Annotated in this window: 15 protein-coding genes and 2 tRNA genes; 6 read left to right on the top strand and 11 right to left on the bottom strand. The window is 64.8% G+C overall.

Annotated features, from left to right (window positions below; all coding sequences use genetic code 11):
• Positions 1 to 58: 58 nt before the first annotated feature.
• The 11 genes from JWN03_RS05785 to dnaA form a co-directional block, all read right to left on the bottom strand.
• Complete coding sequence (locus tag JWN03_RS05785; RefSeq protein ID WP_297610773.1) at positions 59 to 1594, bottom strand: site-specific integrase; 1536 nt, start codon at positions 1592 to 1594, stop codon at positions 59 to 61.
• Positions 1595 to 1735: 141 nt separating this feature from the next.
• A tRNA-Ala gene (locus JWN03_RS05780) sits at positions 1736 to 1808 on the bottom strand.
• A gap of 40 nt (positions 1809 to 1848) precedes the next feature.
• Positions 1849 to 1959 (bottom strand): DLW-39 family protein, encoded by a 111-nt coding sequence (locus JWN03_RS05775; protein WP_297610770.1) that lies wholly within the window; start codon positions 1957 to 1959, stop codon positions 1849 to 1851.
• A 29-nt stretch (positions 1960 to 1988) separates the two neighbouring features.
• A tRNA-Ile gene (locus tag JWN03_RS05770) sits at positions 1989 to 2062 on the bottom strand.
• Positions 2063 to 2185: 123 nt separating this feature from the next.
• On the bottom strand, positions 2186 to 3022 hold the full coding sequence (locus JWN03_RS05765; protein WP_297610768.1) for a DUF3566 domain-containing protein: 837 nt from the start codon (positions 3020 to 3022) through the stop codon (positions 2186 to 2188).
• A 161-nt stretch (positions 3023 to 3183) separates the two neighbouring features.
• On the bottom strand, positions 3184 to 5697 hold the full coding sequence (gene gyrA, locus JWN03_RS05760; RefSeq protein WP_297610765.1) for a DNA gyrase subunit A: 2514 nt from the start codon (positions 5695 to 5697) through the stop codon (positions 3184 to 3186).
• 85 nt (positions 5698 to 5782) lie between these two features.
• A complete protein-coding gene (gene gyrB / locus JWN03_RS05755; RefSeq protein WP_297610762.1) occupies positions 5783 to 7816 on the bottom strand; it encodes a DNA topoisomerase (ATP-hydrolyzing) subunit B in 2034 nt (677 codons plus the stop codon).
• Positions 7817 to 8258: 442 nt separating this feature from the next.
• Positions 8259 to 8861, bottom strand: coding sequence for a DUF721 family protein (locus JWN03_RS05750; protein ID WP_297610759.1), 603 nt, complete (start codon positions 8859 to 8861; stop codon positions 8259 to 8261).
• Positions 8862 to 9008: 147 nt separating this feature from the next.
• Complete coding sequence (gene recF / locus JWN03_RS05745) at positions 9009 to 10181, bottom strand: DNA replication/repair protein RecF (RefSeq protein WP_297610756.1); 1173 nt, start codon at positions 10179 to 10181, stop codon at positions 9009 to 9011.
• Positions 10182 to 10330: 149 nt separating this feature from the next.
• A complete protein-coding gene (gene dnaN / locus JWN03_RS05740; protein WP_297610753.1) occupies positions 10331 to 11500 on the bottom strand; it encodes a DNA polymerase III subunit beta in 1170 nt (389 codons plus the stop codon).
• 808 nt (positions 11501 to 12308) lie between these two features.
• The gene (gene dnaA, locus JWN03_RS05735) at positions 12309 to 14210 is read right to left on the bottom strand and encodes a chromosomal replication initiator protein DnaA (protein WP_297610751.1); all 1902 of its coding nucleotides are present in this window, start codon (positions 14208 to 14210) and stop codon (positions 12309 to 12311) included.
• Between the two features lie 604 nt (positions 14211 to 14814).
• Here dnaA and rpmH point away from each other — a divergent pair.
• The 6 genes from rpmH to rsmG all read left to right on the top strand — a co-directional run bounded on the left by rpmH (position 14815) and on the right by rsmG (position 18365).
• Complete coding sequence (gene rpmH, locus JWN03_RS05730; RefSeq protein WP_297610748.1) at positions 14815 to 14958, top strand: 50S ribosomal protein L34; 144 nt, start codon at positions 14815 to 14817, stop codon at positions 14956 to 14958.
• Positions 14959 to 15092: 134 nt separating this feature from the next.
• Positions 15093 to 15497 carry a ribonuclease P protein component gene (gene rnpA / locus JWN03_RS05725; RefSeq protein ID WP_297610745.1) on the top strand — a complete coding sequence of 135 codons (405 nt, stop codon included), beginning with the start codon at positions 15093 to 15095 and terminating at the stop codon, positions 15495 to 15497.
• Complete coding sequence (yidD, locus tag JWN03_RS05720; RefSeq protein WP_297610742.1) at positions 15494 to 15820, top strand: membrane protein insertion efficiency factor YidD; 327 nt, start codon at positions 15494 to 15496, stop codon at positions 15818 to 15820. The genes rnpA and yidD overlap by 4 nt, the downstream gene beginning before the upstream one ends.
• 4 nt (positions 15821 to 15824) lie before the next feature.
• Positions 15825 to 16922 carry a membrane protein insertase YidC gene (gene yidC, locus JWN03_RS05715; protein WP_297610740.1) on the top strand — a complete coding sequence of 366 codons (1098 nt, stop codon included), beginning with the start codon at positions 15825 to 15827 and terminating at the stop codon, positions 16920 to 16922.
• Between the two features lie 47 nt (positions 16923 to 16969).
• Positions 16970 to 17545: a Jag family protein gene (locus JWN03_RS05710; protein ID WP_297610737.1), complete on the top strand. Its 576-nt coding sequence runs from the start codon at positions 16970 to 16972 to the stop codon at positions 17543 to 17545.
• Between the two features lie 100 nt (positions 17546 to 17645).
• Positions 17646 to 18365 carry a 16S rRNA (guanine(527)-N(7))-methyltransferase RsmG gene (gene rsmG / locus JWN03_RS05705; RefSeq protein ID WP_441342938.1) on the top strand — a complete coding sequence of 240 codons (720 nt, stop codon included), beginning with the start codon at positions 17646 to 17648 and terminating at the stop codon, positions 18363 to 18365.
• The last annotated feature ends 51 nt before the right edge of the window (positions 18366 to 18416 follow it).

Below are 18416 nucleotides of genomic sequence, written 5' to 3'. Positions count from 1 at the left end.
GGTAATGAAATAGAAAGCGCCGCCGGGGTCCGAGTGGTTCGGACCCCGGCGGCGGGAATCATGCGGCGAGCGCCTCGCCCGTCTCGTGCCGAGCGACATGGTCGACGGCGACCTCGTAGTCGTCGAACACTTCGGATTCGATGCGACCCTCGGCGGACATCCAGACCGCCTCGAATCCGTCAGCGACGGCGTCGATTTCGCCGAGCCGCCCGGCACGCACCTCGCGGCGGCGGCGCGCGAGGTCGAGGTCGACTACGCCTCGCCGCAGGCTGGGCAGGCGTTCGGCGGCGGTCTGCGCGGCGGCGACCGATGCGCTGCTGTCGATATGGCCGTATCGCTTGTCTGTGGTGGCTTGGGATTCGTGGCCGGCGTCGCGGCTCACGACCCAAATCGGTGTTCCGTCTTGCAATCTCCAGCTGATTCCGGTGTGGCGGGTTGTGTACGGCGTGATCGTCTTCGCGAGCAGCTTCTCGACAACGTCCGTGCCGAACCGGGCGAGCAATTGGGCTGGGCTCTCGCCCTCCCAATGCGCGAGGTTGCCGAACAGGTAGATGCCGCCGGGATTCTTTCCGTCGCGTGTGAGCGCTTCCAGACGGCGTAATGCCGGTCCCCACATGCGCTTAGCGACGTCGTGCACCGAGAGCGGGGTGCCCTTGCCTGTGGAGAACAGAAGCTTGTCAGCGGGGCGGTCGAGGTCGAGGCGCGCGATCGTCTCCAGCGGTACATACACGGTCCGCACGCCACGCAGGGATTTCGGTGCGCCGAGCAAGAGTCTGCCGTCGTCGTACTTCCATGCCTTTGTAATTCTGACTGCGCCGGTCTCGCGGTTCACGTCGCCGACCGTCAGGGCGTAGATCTCGCCAGGCCTGGCCATGGACATCACGGCGAATTCGAGCAGTACCCGCCACTGTGGAGCGAGCAGCGCCTCGAATAGTTCGTACTCAGCCGAGGTGAAGTAGTCGAGTTCCTTCGGATAAACCTTAGGCAGGCGCGTGTACGCGCAGGGGTTGTACGGCACGAGCGGGTTCGGCCGACGCCGCGCCGCCGCGGCCAGGGCTTCGCTTACAAAGCCATGCTTATTGCGGATTGTCTTGGGCGAGTTGCCTGGTCGCCGACCGGGCTTGTTGCACGCCTCGAATTGCAGATACATCACCCACGCGGCATCGAGGTCTTCGTCGTAGGCGTCGAGAGGCAGGCTACCCATCGACGTTTCGCCGTCGACAAGGAATCCGTCGATATCGTTCGCTATGTACCGCAGGTACTTTCGGCCGGTGGCCTTCTCGATGCCGGTCAACGTACCGACGCGCTGCCGGAGGTAATCGCCGATCGTGATCGTCGGTGTCGCAGCGATTTGGAGTTGAGCAGCGAGGATCTTCTCAGCCGACGCCGGGCCGACCTCGGCGAGCAGCTTCGCCCATCGGGTAGCCGCGGGGAGGTCGTCGAACATCTGAGATGCTTCAGTCACCTTGCCGTCGCGCTCGATGCGGTAGCGGATCTGGTAACCGATCGTCTTGTCGCTGCGGACATAGACGCGGGCGGTTGGGGCCTTGCGCTTACGGGTGCGCTTGGGAGTGGTGGCGGTGGGTGCCGACATGACGAAAACCTCTTAGGTCTGCGTCGAATCCCCTCAGATTCACTGTGGACCGCTGCCCCTCTGTCCACGTATGTGGATAGAGGATGTGGATAGGAACAGGCCGGAGAGCGAGAAACACTCTCTGACCTGCGCCGGAAGTTGTGGAGCCTAGGGGAATCGAACCCCTAACCCCTGCCTTGCAAAGGCAGTGCTCTGCCAATTGAGCTAAGGCCCCCGGCCGGGATGTCTGTGTCTCCACAGGATCCCGGAGAGGATCAGCGAGTGGTGACCTCGTGCCAGAGGTCCGCATCGCTTCGCTGGCGCAGCTTGCTGATTCCGAAGATCACCGCGGCGGCAAAGCCGATAGTCAGGAGAAGTTTCAGCATGAATCCCACCCTACTGTGATGTTCGGGAGTGGGCCTAGGAGGACTTGAACCTCCGACCTCTTCGTTATCAGCGAAGCGCTCTAACCGCCTGAGCTATAGGCCCTCATCCTGGTCCGAATGTGTCACCCGAACCGAGGCTGAAGATTACCCGAAGGAAGCGCGGATACGCAAAACGGCTGGTCACCGTCCTGAAATCACAGGCGGGACCAGCCGTTTCGAAGAACCTCTAGTCGGGGTCCGACAGGGTCACCTGAATGCCGCCGACCAGATCGGTGCACTGGTTGTAGACGAACACGCCGACCGTCGAAAGTGCTGTCAGCAACACCACATTGATGAGACCGATGACACTCGCGTAGCCGAACACCGTGCCGGCATCGATCAGCCCCGAGGAGGAGCTGTCCGACACCATGTCGGTGAAGGTGCTGTTGAGCCGGCCCCACACACCCATGCCCTCGAGCACCAGGTACAGCAGGCCGACCGCCAGCATCCACACGAAGAACAGGGCGACGCTGATGACCAGCGACACCTTCAACGTGGACCACGGGTCGATATGGCGCACCTGCACGGTCGCCCGCAGCGGCTCACCGCTGGCGGCCGCGGCGGCCACCGCCGCCGGAGCGGACGGCGATACCGGACCGGACGGCGGAATGGGCTCCGGCGGGGGCAGCGGGTGCCGCATCTCCGACAGATCCGGCAGATCCTTCACCAGTTCCGGCCGGGCGATGCTGCGGGTGGGTCCGTCGATGCCGACGGACTTCACCATGGCGGCCTCCTTGCGTGCCGCCTTGGCCGCCAGATCGGCGGTGGTGCGCGCATTGGAGACACCGGCGTTCAGGCCCACACTGCCGGGCCTGCCGGTGGTGGGGGCCTGACCCGGCCGGTACAGGTTGGACTGCGGTTCCCGCTGCGGCAGCTGCGACCACCCGCCGTCCTGGTAGGGCGAGCCACCGGACTGACCGTCCACGCCTTCGGGGGCGGTCACCTCCGTCGGATCGCTCATTCGCCCGGTGGCCTCCGGCGCGAAATCGCCGGAGTTGTCCGGCATCTCGTTGGATTGCGGCACACCGCCCTCGTTTCCCGAACCCGGTCGCGGAATAGGCCGCGGCGGAATCGGAGACGGAGCGATTCTCTCGGTCACGCCATTGGCATGACCACGCTGGTCATTCGGCTGATTGGTCAATGGTGAATCCTTCGATCCGTTGTGCCGCCGCTGCTGGGGTGAAACTACTGCTTCGCCGAACCGCTGGTGTCATCTTCGGCAACCTGGTCGGGCTCGTCCGCGTTACGCGCGATCGCAAGCAAGGTATCGCCCTCGCCGAGGTTCATCAATCGCACACCCTTGGTCTGGCGTCCAGCCTTGCGAACCTGCTTGGCCACAGTCCGGATAACACCGCCGCCGGATGTAATGGCGTACAGCTCATCCTCGTCGTCGACGATGAGCGCACCGACCAGACTGCCACGTTTCTCGTCGTATTGAATGGTCAATACGCCCTTTCCACCACGACCCTGCGCGGTGTACTCCTCGATCGCCGTGCGTTTGGAGTACCCACCGGCCGTCGCGACAAGCAGGTAGTTCTGGTCGCCCTCGCGAACCACGTTGAGCGACAACAGTTCATCGGCCTGATTGAAACGCATGCCCTGCACGCCGGAGGTGGCACGGCCCATCGGGCGCAGCACCTCGTCATTGGCGGAGAAACGGATCGACTGGCCGTGCGCCGACACCAGCAGCAGATCATCGTCGGCCGAACACAGTGCCGCGCCGACCAATTCGTCACCATCGCGCAGATTGACCGCGACGATGCCGCCGGTGCGGTTGGAGTCGAAGTCGGTCAGACGGGACTTCTTGACCAGGCCGTTGCGAGTCGCCAGCACCAGGTGCGGGGCGTCCTCGTAGGTGGTCAGCTGAATGACCTGGGCGATCTTCTCGTCCGGCTGGAAGGCCAGCAGGTTCGCCACGTGCTGACCGCGGGCGGTACGGCTGGCCTCGGGCAGCTCGTACGCCTTGGCGCGGTAGACCCGGCCCTTGTTCGTGAAGAACAGCAGCCAGTCGTGCGTGGAGGTGATGAAGAAGTGCCGGACCAGATCGTCCTGCTTGAGACCCGCGCCCTGCACGCCCTTGCCGCCGCGCTTCTGCGAGCGGTACAGGTCGGTCTTGGTGCGCTTGGCGTAACCGGTCTCGGTGATGGTGACGACGACATCCTCGCGGGCGATGAGGTCCTCGTCGGTCACCTCACCGTCCGACGCGATGATCTTGGTGCGGCGATCGTCGCCGTACTTGTCGACAATCTCCGTCAGCTCGTCGCGCACGATGGCGCGCTGCCGCTCCGGCTTCGCCAGAATGTCCAGCAGATCAGCGATCTCGAGCTCGATCTTCGCCAATTCGTCGACCAGCTTCTGCCGCTCCAGGGCGGACAGGCGGCGCAGCTGCATATCCAGGATGGCGGTCGCCTGGATCTCGTCGATCTCCAGCAACTGCATCAGGCCGGTGCGCGCGGTATCGGTATCGGCCGAACGACGGATCAGGGCGATCACGGCATCGAGCTGATCGAGCGCCTTCACCAAGCCGCGCAGGATGTGGGCCCGCTCCTCGGCCTTGCGCAGCAGGTACTTGGTGCGCCGGATGATGACTTCCAACTGGTGGTTCACATACAGCCGGATCATCTGATCCAGGCGCAGCGTGCGCGGCACCCCGTCCACGATCGACAGCATGTTCGCGCCGAACGACGTCTGCAGCTGGGTGTGCTTGTAGAGGTTGTTCAGCACCACCTTCGCGATCGCGTCCCGCTTGACGGTGACCACGATGCGCATGCCGACACGGTCCGAGGACTCGTCGTGGATGTCGGAGACACCCGCGATCTTGCCGTCCTTCACCTGCTCCGCAATGGCATTGATGAAATTGTCGGTATTGACCTGGTACGGCAGTTCGGTGATGACGATCGTGGTGCGCCCGCGGGCGTCCTCCTCGATCTCGACCACACCGCGCATCTTGACCGAGCCGCGACCGGTCCGGTACGCGTCATTGATGCCCTGGGTGCCGACGATCAGGCCATAGGTCGGGAAGTCCGGACCCTTCACCCGCTCGATGCACGCCTCGAGGGTGGTTTCCTCGTCCGCCTGGTGATTTTCCAGCGCCCAGAAGATAGCCTCGGCCAGCTCGGTGAGGTTGTGCGGCGGGATATTGGTGGCCATACCGACGGCGATACCGTTGGAGCCGTTCATCAGCAGCGCCGGCACCCGCGCCGGGAGCACCGTCGGCTCCTGGGTCTTACCGTCGTAGTTCGGGGTGAAATCGACCGTCTCGTGGTCGATCTCGCGCAGCATCTCCATGGCCAGCGGAGTCAGGCGGCACTCGGTATAACGCATGGCGGCCGCGCCGTCGTTGCCGCGGGAACCGAAGTTGCCCTGGCCGTCGATCAGCGGGTAGCGCAGCGACCACGGCTGGGCCATACGCGTCAAGGTGTCGTAGATGGCCGTATCACCGTGCGGGTGGTAGTTGCCCATGGTGTCGGCGACCGGGCGCGCGGACTTCACATAGCTGCGATCGGGGCGGTACCCGTTGTCGTACATCGCGTAGAGAATCCGGCGGTGCACCGGCTTCATACCGTCGCGCACCTCGGGCAGCGCGCGCCCGACGATCACGCTCATGGCGTAGTCGATGTAGGAGTTCTGCATCTCCTGCTGGATATCGACCGGCTCGATACGGTCGCCGCCCGAAGGCGGAAGCGAAGTCTCAGTCATGAATTGGTCTCCGTAGGAAGTCTTTTGGGGAGGTACTCGACGCAGGTGGGGGTCAGGGGAATCGAACCCCTAACCCCTGGCTCCGCTAAACGTCGAGGAACCGAACGTCCTTGGCATTGCGAGTGATGAAGCTGCGACGCGCTTCCACGTCCTCACCCATGAGGATGGAGAACAGCTCGTCGGCAGCGGCGGCATCGTCGAGCGTGACGAGGCGCAGCACGCGCACCGAAGGATCCATGGTGGTCTCCCACAGCTCCTTCGGGTTCATCTCGCCCAGACCTTTGTAGCGCTGGATGCCGTCGTCCTTGTTGATTCGCTTGCCCGCGGCCTGGCCGGCCTCGAGCAGACCGTCGCGCTCCCGGTCGGAGTACGCGAACTCCGGCTCGGTGCGCTGCCACTTGAGCTTGTACAGCGGCGGCTGCGCGAGATACACGTGCCCCTGCTCGACCAGCGGGCGCATGAAGCGGAACAGCAGGGTCAGCAGCAGCGTCGAGATGTGCTGGCCGTCCACGTCGGCGTCGGCCATCAGCACGATCTTGTGATAGCGCAGCTTGGCGATATCGAACTCGTCGTGGATACCGGTGCCGAAGGCGGTGATGATCGCCTGGACCTCGTTGTTCTTGAGCACCTTGTCGATACGGGACTTCTCGACATTGATGATCTTGCCGCGCAGCGGCAGGATCGCCTGGTACATCGAGTCACGGCCGGACTTCGCCGAACCACCGGCGGAGTCGCCCTCCACGATGTAGATCTCGGACTTCACCGGATCCTTGGAGCGGCAGTCGGCCAGCTTGCCGGGCAGACCGCCCAGATCGGTGGCGGACTTGCGGCGCACCAGCTCTCGCGCCTTACGCGCGGCGACCCGCGCCTGCGCCGACGAAACAGCCTTGCTGACAATCGTCTTCGCATCGGCCGGATTGGCCTCGAACCAGTGCGCCAGATGCTCGTTGCAGGCGCGCTGCACGAACGACTTCACCTCGGTATTGCCGAGCTTGGTCTTGGTCTGGCCCTCGAACTGCGGCTCGGAAACCTTCACGGAGACAATGGCGGCCAAGCCCTCACGGATATCGTCACCGGTGAGGTTGTCGTCCTTCTCCTTGAGAAGCTTCTTGTCCTTCGCGTACTTGTTCACCACAGTGGTGAGCGCCGAGCGGAAGCCCTCCTCGTGCGTGCCACCCTCGTGCGTATTGATGGTGTTCGCGAAGGTGTGCACGGACTCGGAGTAGCCCGAATTCCACTGCATCGCGATCTCGAGCTCGTGGCCGGTGCCCTTGCCCGTGAACGCCACGATCGAATTGTGGATCGGCGTCTTGGTGCGGTTGATGTGCTTGACGTAATCCTCGAGCCCACCGGGGTAGTGGTAGGTCCGCGTCTTCACCTTCGGCGTCGCGACCGGGGCGTTCTCGTCGAGATGCTTGGGCGCCTCGGCGGTATCGCTCACCACCTCGTCGGTGACATCGCTCTCGGCCACCCGCTGATCGGTCAGGGTGATGGTGAGACCCTTGTTCAGGAACGCCATCTCCTGCAGCCGGCGCGCGACCGTCTCGAAGTTGTAGACGGTGGTCTCGAAGATATTCGGATCGGCCCAGAACCGGATGGTGGTACCGGTGCGCCTGGTGGCGTCACCCTGCACCAGCTTGCCCGGCTTGGAATCCTTGTATTCCTGGGTCCAGTGATAGCCGTCGACATCGACGTCCGCTTCCAAGCGACTGGACAGCGCGTTCACCACCGAGATGCCGACGCCGTGCAGACCACCGGAGATCGCATAGGAGTCGGAGTCGAACTTGCCGCCCGCGTGCAGCTGCGTCATGACCACCTCGATGGTGGGCACCCCCTGCGCGTGCATGGCGACCGGAATACCGCGGCCGTCGTCCACGACCTCGACACCGCCGTCGGCCAGCATGGTGACATCGACGCGCGTGGCGTGACCCGCCATCGCCTCGTCGACCGAGTTGTCGACAACCTCCCAGATCAGGTGGTGCAGACCGCGCTCACCCGTGGAGCCGATGTACATACCCGGCCGTTTACGAACGGCTTCGAGGCCCTCGAGGACAGTGATGGAGTCGGCACCGTAGGTGCCCGACTTGGGTTTGGTCGAGCCGTCTGCGTTGGAGTCCATGGCAGCCACTGGTCGGTAGCTCTCCTTACTTGCTGATCCTCCGAGCGCTGAACGGTGAGCACGCGTGGGGCCCCGGGGCATGTCTGCTCGAGGGTTACGGGTCCACGCGCGAGCTGTCGCCGAACGCGCCGGGAGGTATCGCCGCTAGTTACTCCTACATCCTACTGGTACGACCGACACAGAATGCACCTATGACACCCCTGTGTGCGCCGTAGGTGCGTGAAATCGACCAGCAATATGTCCGGTCATGGGTGACGGGGGTCCGGAGAGCTTCAGCGGGCTATCGAGCGGGCCGAACGACGAGTTAGCGACGAAGTGCGCGAAGATCGAGTTGCGGAGACGTCGCGCACAGTTTGCCGGGCCCGCCGTTTTCGGCGATGTTCCACGTGAAACGGTCAGCTGACCAGGACAGCGGGGTTGCCGCACAAGCGATTCCGAGCGGTTACCCGTACGTGTCGCGCGGACCGCGTCCCTTCACGTGACGCTCACCCTTGCGCCAACTCGGCGCGATCGGGCCGTTGATACGCAACTGCGTGACGATCCCGTGCCCCACCGCAGCGGCGATCTTGGCCAGAATCTGCGACTGGAACATCCGCAGCTGCGTCGCCCACGCGGTCGACTCCGCCTGGATGCTCAGCACATTGTTCTCCAGCGACACCGGCTGCGCATGGGAGGCGATGTCCTCCCCCACCACCTTGGCCCACTGGCCGAACACCATGCCCTCGGCGACCTTGCCGGACCAGCCGCGCCCCTTGGCCAGCTTTCCGGTCAGTGCGCCGAGCAATTGCGGATCACGCTCGTCGGGCCCCGAACCGGACCAGCCGCGGCGGCGGCCCCGGAGTGCCCGCACCCCGCCGGTACGCGGTGACGCACGACCCTGGCCGACGGACTTACCGGCGGCACGAGCGGCGGCGCGCGCCTCCTCCAGCGCTCGACGGGCCAGATCCACACCGCGCAGCTCGGATTCGGGACCGGCGGCGCCGGGCGCACCGGGCACGGCTGCGGCCGGACGGCCGGGATCGGCGGCTGGCGACTGATCGGCCATGCACTCATCCCTTCGTCGGCGCGGTGGTCCACTCGGAAATCACCTGCTGTGGAGATCATCGGTTCGTTCCCGGCGATTCTGCCGCATCCTGCCGACAGACACGCTCGGCGAGGCCGTGATGTCGCACTCGCGCCACCAGCCGATCGGCTACTCCGCGATTCGGGACACCCGCTGATCGGCCTCGCCGGTGGTCTCTACCCGCAGCGGCGTCGCCGCCAGCTCCGCCGGCACGTCCTCCGCCACCGCGGCCGTGATCAATACCTGCTCGGCCCCGGCGGCCACGGCCGCCAGCGCGGCACGGCGACGGCGATCCAGTTCAGCGAACACATCATCGAGAATCAGCACCGGATCGGTGCCCGCCGTCCGCAGCAGCTCGAACGCGCCGAGACGCAAAGCCAGTGCGAACGACCAGGACTCGCCGTGACTGGAGAAACCCTTGGCGGGGGCGGAGCCCAGCATCAGTTCCAGATCGTCACGATGCGGACCGACCAGACACACCCCGCGTTCCAATTCCTTCTGGCGCGCATTCCCCAACTCGCGCAGCAGAATCGCTTCCAGCGCCTCGTCGTCACCGGGCTCCGGTGTCCGCGCCGGATCCTGGAATTCCACAGGCAGATAACCACTTCGGTAGGCGATCGACGCAGGTCGCGACTCCGGCGCAATCGATCCATAGGCCTGTGCAAGATGTGGATAAAGTTCGTGGACCAATTGCAGCCGATGCGCCAGCAGCACCGCGCCGTGCGCCGCGAGATGCCCGTCCCACACATCGAGGGTGCTCAACTCCGCACCGCGCGACCCGGAACGCGCATGCCGCCCAGCGGTTTTCAACAGCGCTGAACGCTGCCGCAGCACCTTGTCGTAATCCGCGCGCACACCGGCCAGCCGCGGCAATTGCGCGGTGGCCAGCTCGTCCAGGAACCGACGGCGCTCGGACGGGTCGCCGCGCACCAGCGCCAGATCCTCCGGCGCGAACAACACCGTCTGCAGAATCCCCAGAATCTCGCGTGGCCGCCGCACCGGCGAACGATTGATCTGCGCACGATTCGCGGAGCCCTGATTGAGCTCCATATCCACCCGCAACTCACGACCGGTATTCACCACGGTCGCGCCGATCCGGGCGCGCTGCGCACCCAGCCGGATGAGCGGGGCATCGGCCGACACCCGGTGGGAACCGAGTGTGGACAGATAGCCGACGGCCTCGATCAGATTCGTCTTGCCGTTGCCGTTGGAACCCAGGAAAACCGTTCGACCCGGTGGTAATTCGAGCTCGGCGGCCTCCCAGGACCGGAAATCGCGCAGCGACAGGGTCCGCACGTACATCCGGTCAGTCCACCGTTCCCTTCGACCTGGGGACAACTCCCCCGTGCAGTGCAAAAAACCCGGCACCGAGAGGCGAACCCTCTACGTGTGCCGAGTTTTTCACAGGTTTGCCAACACTGTGCACAGTGCTCCGCCGACCCGCGCTGGAATCAGCCCGGCAACCGCACCGGCATCAACAGGTAGATGTAATTACTGGCCAGCGCCGCGAAGGCACCCGAATCCAGCTGCGCCGGATCCTCTTCCGGCGTCGGCACGAATACGGCCGGACGGCTGGGGGTGGTGAAACCGAAGGTGACCTTATCGGTGCGCAGCGCGCCCAGACCGTCCACCAGGTAACCCGGGTTGAAGGCGATGGTCAGCGATTCACCGCGGAAGTCGGCCTCCAGCCACTCCTCGGCGCGACCGGCATCGTCACCGCCGGCGGAGAGCAGCAGGCCCTCCTCGGAGAACTCCATTCGCACCTGGGCGCCGCGCTCGGCCACCAGGGCCACACGCTTGATGGCCTCGACCAGCTGGCTCACCGAGAGCGTCGCGATGGAGGTGTGCTCCTTGGGGAGCAATTGCCGGAACTTGGGGAATTCGGCATCGAGCAGGCGCGTGGTGGTTCGGCGACCGCCGTTCACAATGCCCAGCAGGCCGTCGGAACCGGTACCGAACGCCAGCTGCACCGGCTTGTCGGAGGAGCCGAGCGTCTTACCCGCCTCGGACAGGGTGCGAGCCGGGACCAGTACCGCGGTCTCCACATCCGCACGACCCGGATTCCACTCCAGCTCACGTACGGCCAGCCGGAAACGGTCGGTCGCGGCGAGCACCACCTTCGGGCCCTCGATCTCGACCCGGATGCCGGTGAGCATGGGCAGCGTGTCATCGCGACCCGCGGCCACGGCGACCTGACCGACAGCCTCGGAGAACAGATCCACGGAGAGCTCACCGGTCTGGGGAGGAAGTTCGGGAAGCTGGGGATAATCCTCGACCGGCATGGTCGGCAGCGAGAACTTCGCACTGCCACAGGCGATCAGCACCCGCGTGCCGTCCACCGAAACATCGACCGGCTTGTTGGGCAGTGATTTGGTGATATCGGCCAGGAGGCGGCCCGAGACCAGCACCTGCCCGGGTCCGGCGACCTCGGCGGCCACCCGCATCTGCGCGGAGACCTCGTAGTCGAAGCCGGACACGGTAAGACCATCTTCATCGGCCACGAGGAGCACACCGCCGAGCACAGGCACCGGAGGCCGCGACGGCAGGCTGCGGGCCACCCAAGCTACGGATTCGGCGAAGTCCTCGCGAGCGACTCGAAACTTCATGCTTGCAAGCTCCATCGCCCGGTCTGTCCTCTCCCAGCAGTAAGTGAACTGAATTCTTCAGGGGCTACTTCCCCCTGGAACCCATGCAGTCTCGCACAGGGGGCCGACATCAAACCGTACCCGCGATCTGCGCGCGCCGGGTCGGAGGGTCCGACTGTCCGATTTCGTAGGACAGCCCGTCGCGGCTCAGGACTCGGGACTTCCCGGTTCGCGGCTCGGCCCTTGTCGTCCAGGCGTCTCTAGCTTGTTCATGAAGCCGGGGAGCGATCCCAGCGATCTGTTCGCTCCCCACCCGACTTTCCACACACCTGTTTTAAAAGAGAATTCTAATTAGAGAGAAATGAAGTAGTAGTAGGCGGTGTGGAATCTGTGGACTTCCCCCCTTTCTGCAGCTCGGAGGGTGTGGCGGCGTGTGGATGTCTCGAGGGTGTCTCGAGGATGAACAGCCGATGGCTGTGGAGTCACTGCCAGTTTCCACATTCATCCTCGAGTCATCCTCGAGTTGCTCCACGGTTTCCGGGGCACCTGCGCACATGGGGGCAAAACGGTGGACAACTGCCAGTTTCCTCGAGGACTCCCATGGGACTCCTCGAGGAATCCACAGGGCACAACTCCCATCCGCGCAGGTCAGACCTCGAGGATGAATCAACCTGTGGGAACTGTGCACTACTAGTTGTGCACCCCTGTTAGTAGAGCCCTGTGAGCGAACCGGTGGACAACTAGGAGTTTCCTCGAGGATTCCACAACGTTTACTCGAGGAATCCACAGCCCCGAAAACAGCAGACCCCCACGTCAGGAGACGTGGGGGTCTGTTAGTTGTGGATCAGCGCGAGCGCTGTTTAATTCGGGCTGTGAGTTCCTGAACCTGGTCGTACACCCGCCGGCGCTCGGTCATCTCCTTGCGCACCTTCTTGTCGGCGTACATGACCGTCGTGTGGTCACGGCCGAAGGCCTGGCCGATCTTGGGCAGGGATAGGTCGGTCAGTTCGCGGCACAGGTACATGGCGATCTGCCGGGCCTGCGCCAGCGGCCGGGCCTTACCGGGACCGGTCAGTTCCTCGAGCGTGGTGTTGAAGTACTCCGCGGTCACGGCCATGATCGTGGACGCCGTGATCTCCATGGTGGCGGCGTCGGGCATGAGATCCCGCAGCACCACCTCGGCCAGCGACAGGTCCAGCGGCTGCCCGTTGAGCGAGGCGAACGCCGTCACCCGGATGAGCGCACCCTCCAGCTCGCGGATATTGCGCTCCACCCGCGTGGCGATGAGCTCCATGACGTCGTGCGGCACATCCAGGCGATCCATCCGGGCCTTCTTACGCAGAATCGCGATCCGCGTCTCCAGCTCGGGCGGCTGCACATCGGTGATGAGGCCCCATTCGAAGCGGGTGCGCAGCCGCTCCTCCAGGGTGGCCAGCTGCTTGGGCGGCCGGTCCGAGGACACCACGATTTGCTTGTTGGCGTTGTGCAGGGTGTTGAAGGTGTGGAAGAACTCCTCCTGGATACCTTCCTTACCCTCGATGAACTGGATGTCGTCCACCAGCAGGATGTCGGTCTCCCGGTAGCGGCGCTTGAACGCCACCTTCCGGTCGTCGCGCAGCGAGTTGATGAAGTCGTTGGTGAATTCCTCGGTGGATACGTACTTCACCCGCATGCCGGGGAACAGCCGCTGGGCATAGTGACCGGCCGCGTGCAGCAGGTGCGTTTTGCCCAAACCTGAAGCGCCCCAAACGAACAGCGGGTTGTAAGCGCGGGCCGGAGCCTCCGCGATGGCGACCGCGGCCGCATGCGCGAACCGGTTCGAGGCGCCGATGACGAAGGTCTCGAAGGTGTACTTGGCGTTCAGGCTGTTGGCCGAGGACGGCTGCGGCGCCTCCCGCTCGGGCGACTTGTTGAAATACGTCGGCCACGAGTTGCGAGCATTGACCACCGGCTCGTCGTCCCGATCCCGGTCCTCGTCCACCGGCCGGCGGGTGGGCTGCGCCGGCATGGGCTCGGGCTGCGGTTCCTGGAACTGCTGCTGCTCCTGGAACTGCGGAGTGGGCTGTGGTTCCTGGAATTGCGGGGTGGGCTCCGGCGAGAACAGCGATTCCTGCCCGGGCGGCATGGCCGGTGGCCGGTGGTTCTCGCGCCGGCGAGGAGGCTGCTGCGGCTCCGGCTGCGGTGCCGGCAACTGTTCGGCCATCTGTGGCTGTCCGAATTCCACAGGTGGATAAGCATCGCGCTCGGTGTACTCCGAGGGGTAGTCCTGCGCGGGTGCGTAGCGCGGCTGTGAATACTCGGGCCGCTCCTGGTAGTGCTGCTGTGGACGCTCGGCCGGCGGCTGCGCGGGGGGTGCGGGCTGGTAGCCCAGCTGCGCCCGATCGGGCTCGCGCGGGCGTTCCGGGCGGGAGGTCATGCGGGCATGGCGGGGTGCGTTCGGCGACCGGTCGACCGGGGAATTCTGCTGTGCCCTGATCCGGACACCGAGGCCCTCCACCTGGAGTCCACGGCGGGCCAGGGACCGCAGAATGGGCTCGCGCAGATCGCGTTCCACCACCTCCTGCGCCATGGTTCCGGGTACCGAGAGCAGGGCGAATCCCTGTGCGAAGGTGATCGGTTCGATGATGCCGAGCCATGCTTTGTGCGCCTTGCTGACCGGCTGGATCTCGCCGTCGGCCGAGCCGCTCGCGAGTTCGGCGATCACCTCGGGCCAGACAGCTGTCAGCACATTCTGCTCGTCGTCCACGAACGTAGTCCTCCCCGGAGCAATGTCGATTGGAGCAGACGGGCGGCGACTGCTCGATTCCCCCAGGTAACCGGGCGACGACGAGGACCGTCAGCCACACGAATATGCCACTCCAAGGGTGTTTCCACACAATTATCCACAGATGTGGACAACCTGGGGATGCGTGTCGCATCCCGTCGAATCCCCCCAAACGGACGTAGACCTGCGGTTCTTCAGCAATCAGCTGGCAACTACACGCTAGGTCGGGTGACGTCTGCCAAGGACCGTACACCATTCCGCCTCCCCGGAACTTTGGCGCACAGCTGGGGAGCCGTTGACACCTGGGCACGCGTGCCGCCGGGTGGGAGCCGAACCGATTTTGGGGGTACCCCGGGAGTTACCCGGACCTTACGAGATCAGTTGTCCGGTCCCTACCCCCGAGTTTGACCCTCGTCCAGCAGATCAGTACCCTTCTACAGTCACCCTATGGTGCGGTGGCGGCTGTGTGCTGCCCGTGCCGACAAGGGTATTTGCACCGATGGATCTGATTCGTCGCGTTGCAACACCGTTTCACCGAAAAACTTCGGGCGTCAACCGACGCCCCCACCTATGAGGAGTGTTGACCGTGGCCAAGGGCAAGCGGACGTTCCAGCCGAACAACCGTCGTCGGGCGCGCGTCCACGGCTTCCGTCTCCGGATGCGTACCCGTGCGGGTCGCGCCATCGTGTCGGCGCGTCGTGGCAAGGGCCGCGACAAGCTGACTGCCTGATTCGGAACCCCGGATGCGGCGGCTTGTTCACGGCTCGCCGTGGCGGCGTAAGCACGGCTCGCCGTGGGGTCCCATGCACGGCTCTATGAACGACTTCCGTTCTCTTCTCCACCCGCACTGCGCCGGACGCATCGGTGCTGCCTGAGCCGTATCGGCTGCACCGGCGTACCGACTTTTCCCGGACGGTGCGCCAGGGCCGGCGGATCGGGAAGCGGGATCTCGTTGTGCACGTACTGCTACACGACGATCAGTCCAGCGGGCCGCAACCATCCATACGGGTGGGCGGTCCGCGTTTCGGCTTGATCGTCAGCAAGGCGGTGGGTAACGCGGTGGTTCGCCACCGGGTGGCCCGCCGCCTGCGTCATATCTGTGCAGGCGTCGCGGCGGAACTGCCCGACTGCACGGATATCGTGCTGCGCGCCCTGCCGGGCGCCGCGGCCGCCTCCTCCGCCGAGCTCGAACGGCAGATTCGTGGTGGGCTGCGCAAACTCGGCACCCTGGCCGATTCTGTGGCTTCCAGTGAATCAAGCGAGTCATGAACGCGCTGCGCGCGGCGGCCCGCTTACCGGCCAAAGCTCTGATATTCCTCATCGAGCTGTATCGGACCTACATCTCCCCCACCCGCATGCCGACATGTCGCTTCACTCCCACGTGTAGCGAGTACGCGGTCACCGCACTGCGCACGCGCGGTCTGTTCGTCGGACTCGGACTGGCAGCCGTGCGTCTTGCGAAATGCGCGCCCTGGCACCCTGGTGGGTGGGACCCCGTACCGGAACGTGCTTCACGACACCGGCACGCGGCAGCAGCCTATGAAGGGTCATCGTCCGCGGTGACCGGCGATACGAACGACGGGAGTACATAACGCCGTGCTCGATTTCATCTACTACCCGGTGTCGGCCATTCTGTGGTTCTGGCACCAAGCCTTCGGGTTCGTGCTCGGCAAGGACAGCGGGTTCGCCTGGGCGCTGTCGGTGGTGTTCCTCGTATTCACGCTGCGGTTGGTGCTGTACAAGCCGTTCGTCAAGCAGGTCCGCACCACGAAGCAGATGCAGGAGCTGCAGCCGCAGATCAAGGAACTGCAGAAGAAGTACAAGAACGACCGTCAGCAGATGACGGTCGAGATGCAGAAGCTGCAGAAGGATCACGGCTTCAACCCGCTCATGGGCTGCCTGCCCGTGCTGCTGCAGGTGCCGGTCTTCCTCGGCCTGTTCCATGTGCTGCGCTCGTTCAACCGCACCGGTACCGGTATCGGTCAGATCGGCATGACGCCGGAGCAGAATGCGCACACCGCGAACTACATCTTCAGCGCGGGCGACGTTCAATCCTTCCTTACGGCACGGCTTTTCGGCGCTCCCCTCTCGGGCTTCATGACCGAGAAGGCGAATGTGCTGGAGTCGTTCGCCCAGTACGGCGGCGTGCCCAGCAAGGTGGCCATCGCGGCCGTCTCCATCCCGCTGATGATCATCGCCGGACTGGCGACGCACTTCAACGCGCGCGCCTCGGTGCAGCGGCAGAGCGAGGCGGCCGCCGCCAACCCGCAGGCCGCCATGATGAACAAGCTGGCGCTGTACGTGTTCCCGCTGGGCGTCATCGTCGGTGGTCCGTTCCTGCCGATCGCCATCCTGCTCTACTGGGTCTCCAACAACATCTGGACCTACGCGCAGCAGCATCTCGTCTTCGGTCGTATGGAGAAGGAAGACGACGAGAAGAAGAACATTGCCCTGGAGCGTCGCGCGCAGAATGCGCCGAAGCCGGGTGCCAGGCCGGTCGATACGCGTAAGAAGACGGCTGTCGAGGACGCGCCCGTGGTCGACTCCAACGGGGTCGATATGGCGAAGTCCGATGCGCCGCAGTCCGCGCAGAACGGCTCCAAGCCGAACTCGAATCAGTCGAAGCCGAACTCGAATCAGGCCAAGAAGCGGTCCGGCAACCGTGGTCGCGCCAACCAGAAGCGGCGCCGCTGATCTTCTCGTGGCGCCCTGCGCCGACAACTCCAGATGAAGGAACAACAATGACTGTTGAAACAGACGGAGGGGACCCCACTGTGACTGCTGCGACGGCGGCACCGGCTGGATCTGTTGATGAGGCAGCGGCGGAGGCATCGACCGAGACCGTGGTGGATGCCGAAGAAGCACTCATCGAAGAGGGTGAGATCGCGGGCGACTACCTGGAGCAGTTGCTCGATGTCCTCGACTTCGACGGCGATATCGATCTCGACGTCGACGGCGATCGCGCCATCGTGAGCATCGACGGTGGCAAGGATCTGGACAAACTGGTGGGCCGTCGCGGCGAGGTGCTGGACGCGCTACAGGAGCTGACCCGGCTGGCCGTGCAGCAGTCGACCGGCGTGCGCAGCCGTCTCATGCTGGATGTCGCGGGCTGGCGGGCCGGCCGTCGCGAGGAGCTGAGTGCGCTCGGCACCGAGGCGGCCAAGCGGGTGCTGGAGTCCGGGGAGCGTGAGGCGCTCACCCCCATGACTCCGTTCGAGCGCAAGATCGTGCACGACGCGGTGGCCGCCGTCGACGGCGTCATCAGCGAGAGCGAAGGCGTGGAGCCGAGCCGACGGGTCGTCGTTCTCCCCGCGTGACACGCACACTGTTGAGGCAGGGCCCCCGCGTCGATCAGACCGGGGGCCCTACCCTTGTCATTTGTAAGACGGCCCGATTGTTCGTCATCAGTTCGGAAGGATGTTTCACGTGGAACCTGGCACCGAGATGACCGATCAGGCAGCAATGCCAACTGAGCCGGAACCGCCCGCCGCTGCGACGGTGGTCTTCGGGAACCGGCTGGAGCTGGCCCGCCGCTACTACACCGCCCTCGCGGGCGCGGGTGTGGAGCGCGGCCTGATCGGTCCGCGTGAGGTGCCCCGGCTGTGGGATCGGCACATCCTCAATTGCGCGGTGATCGGTGAGCTCATCCCCCAGGGCGCGACCGTGGTCGATGTCGGCAGCGGTGCGGGCCTGCCCGGCATCCCCCTCGCCATCGCCCGCCCGGATCTTCGAATCACCTTGGTGGAGCCGCTGCTTCGCCGCACCGTTTTCCTGGCCGAGTTCATCGAAGCCGCCGGACTCGATATCACCGTCGTCCGCGGCCGGGCCGAACAGGCGGGCGTGAAGAAGGAAGCGGGCGGCGCGGATGTGGTCACCTCCCGCGCGGTCGCTCCCCTGGCGCGGCTGGCCGGTTGGTCCATGCCGCTGATCCACGATCACGGGCGAATGCTGGCGCTCAAGGGCATCAGCGCGATCGAGGAATTGGAACGCGATCGCGCCGATCTCACCAAGGCGGGCGCGGGCCATGCCGAGGTCCTCGAATGCGGAGTCGGTGTCCTGGAGACCCCCACGATGGTGATCAGCGCCGAGCGTCTCCCCCGGAGCGAACGCCGTAAATCGCGCGCCCGGAATAATTGAAATATAGATCGTTCAAAATTGCCGTCACAGTGACGAACCAGCCCACTACTC

This window comes from Nocardia sp. (assembly GCF_025465275.1).
Lineage (GTDB): Bacteria > Actinomycetota > Actinomycetes > Mycobacteriales > Mycobacteriaceae > Nocardia.
This window is presented reverse-complemented; position numbering and strand designations above follow the sequence as displayed.

Excerpts from the sequence above, each read along its gene's own strand:
- gyrB (WP_297610762.1), bottom strand. The coding sequence starts at position 7,816 with ATGGACTCCAACGCAGACGGCTCGACCAAACCCAAGTCGGGCACCTAC.
- recF (WP_297610756.1), bottom strand. The coding sequence starts at position 10,181 with ATGTACGTGCGGACCCTGTCGCTGCGCGATTTCCGGTCCTGGGAGGCC.
- rsmG (WP_441342938.1), top strand. The coding sequence starts at position 17,646 with ATGTTTCACGTGGAACCTGGCACCGAGATGACCGATCAGGCAGCAATG.
- JWN03_RS05775 (WP_297610770.1), bottom strand. The coding sequence starts at position 1,959 with ATGCTGAAACTTCTCCTGACTATCGGCTTTGCCGCCGCGGTGATCTTC.
- JWN03_RS05785 (WP_297610773.1), bottom strand. The coding sequence starts at position 1,594 with ATGTCGGCACCCACCGCCACCACTCCCAAGCGCACCCGTAAGCGCAAG.
- gyrA (WP_297610765.1), bottom strand. The coding sequence starts at position 5,697 with ATGACTGAGACTTCGCTTCCGCCTTCGGGCGGCGACCGTATCGAGCCG.
- JWN03_RS05750 (WP_297610759.1), bottom strand. The coding sequence starts at position 8,861 with ATGGCCGATCAGTCGCCAGCCGCCGATCCCGGCCGTCCGGCCGCAGCC.
- dnaN (WP_297610753.1), bottom strand. The coding sequence starts at position 11,500 with ATGGAGCTTGCAAGCATGAAGTTTCGAGTCGCTCGCGAGGACTTCGCC.
- yidD (WP_297610742.1), top strand. The coding sequence starts at position 15,494 with ATGAACGCGCTGCGCGCGGCGGCCCGCTTACCGGCCAAAGCTCTGATA.
- JWN03_RS05710 (WP_297610737.1), top strand. The coding sequence starts at position 16,970 with ATGACTGTTGAAACAGACGGAGGGGACCCCACTGTGACTGCTGCGACG.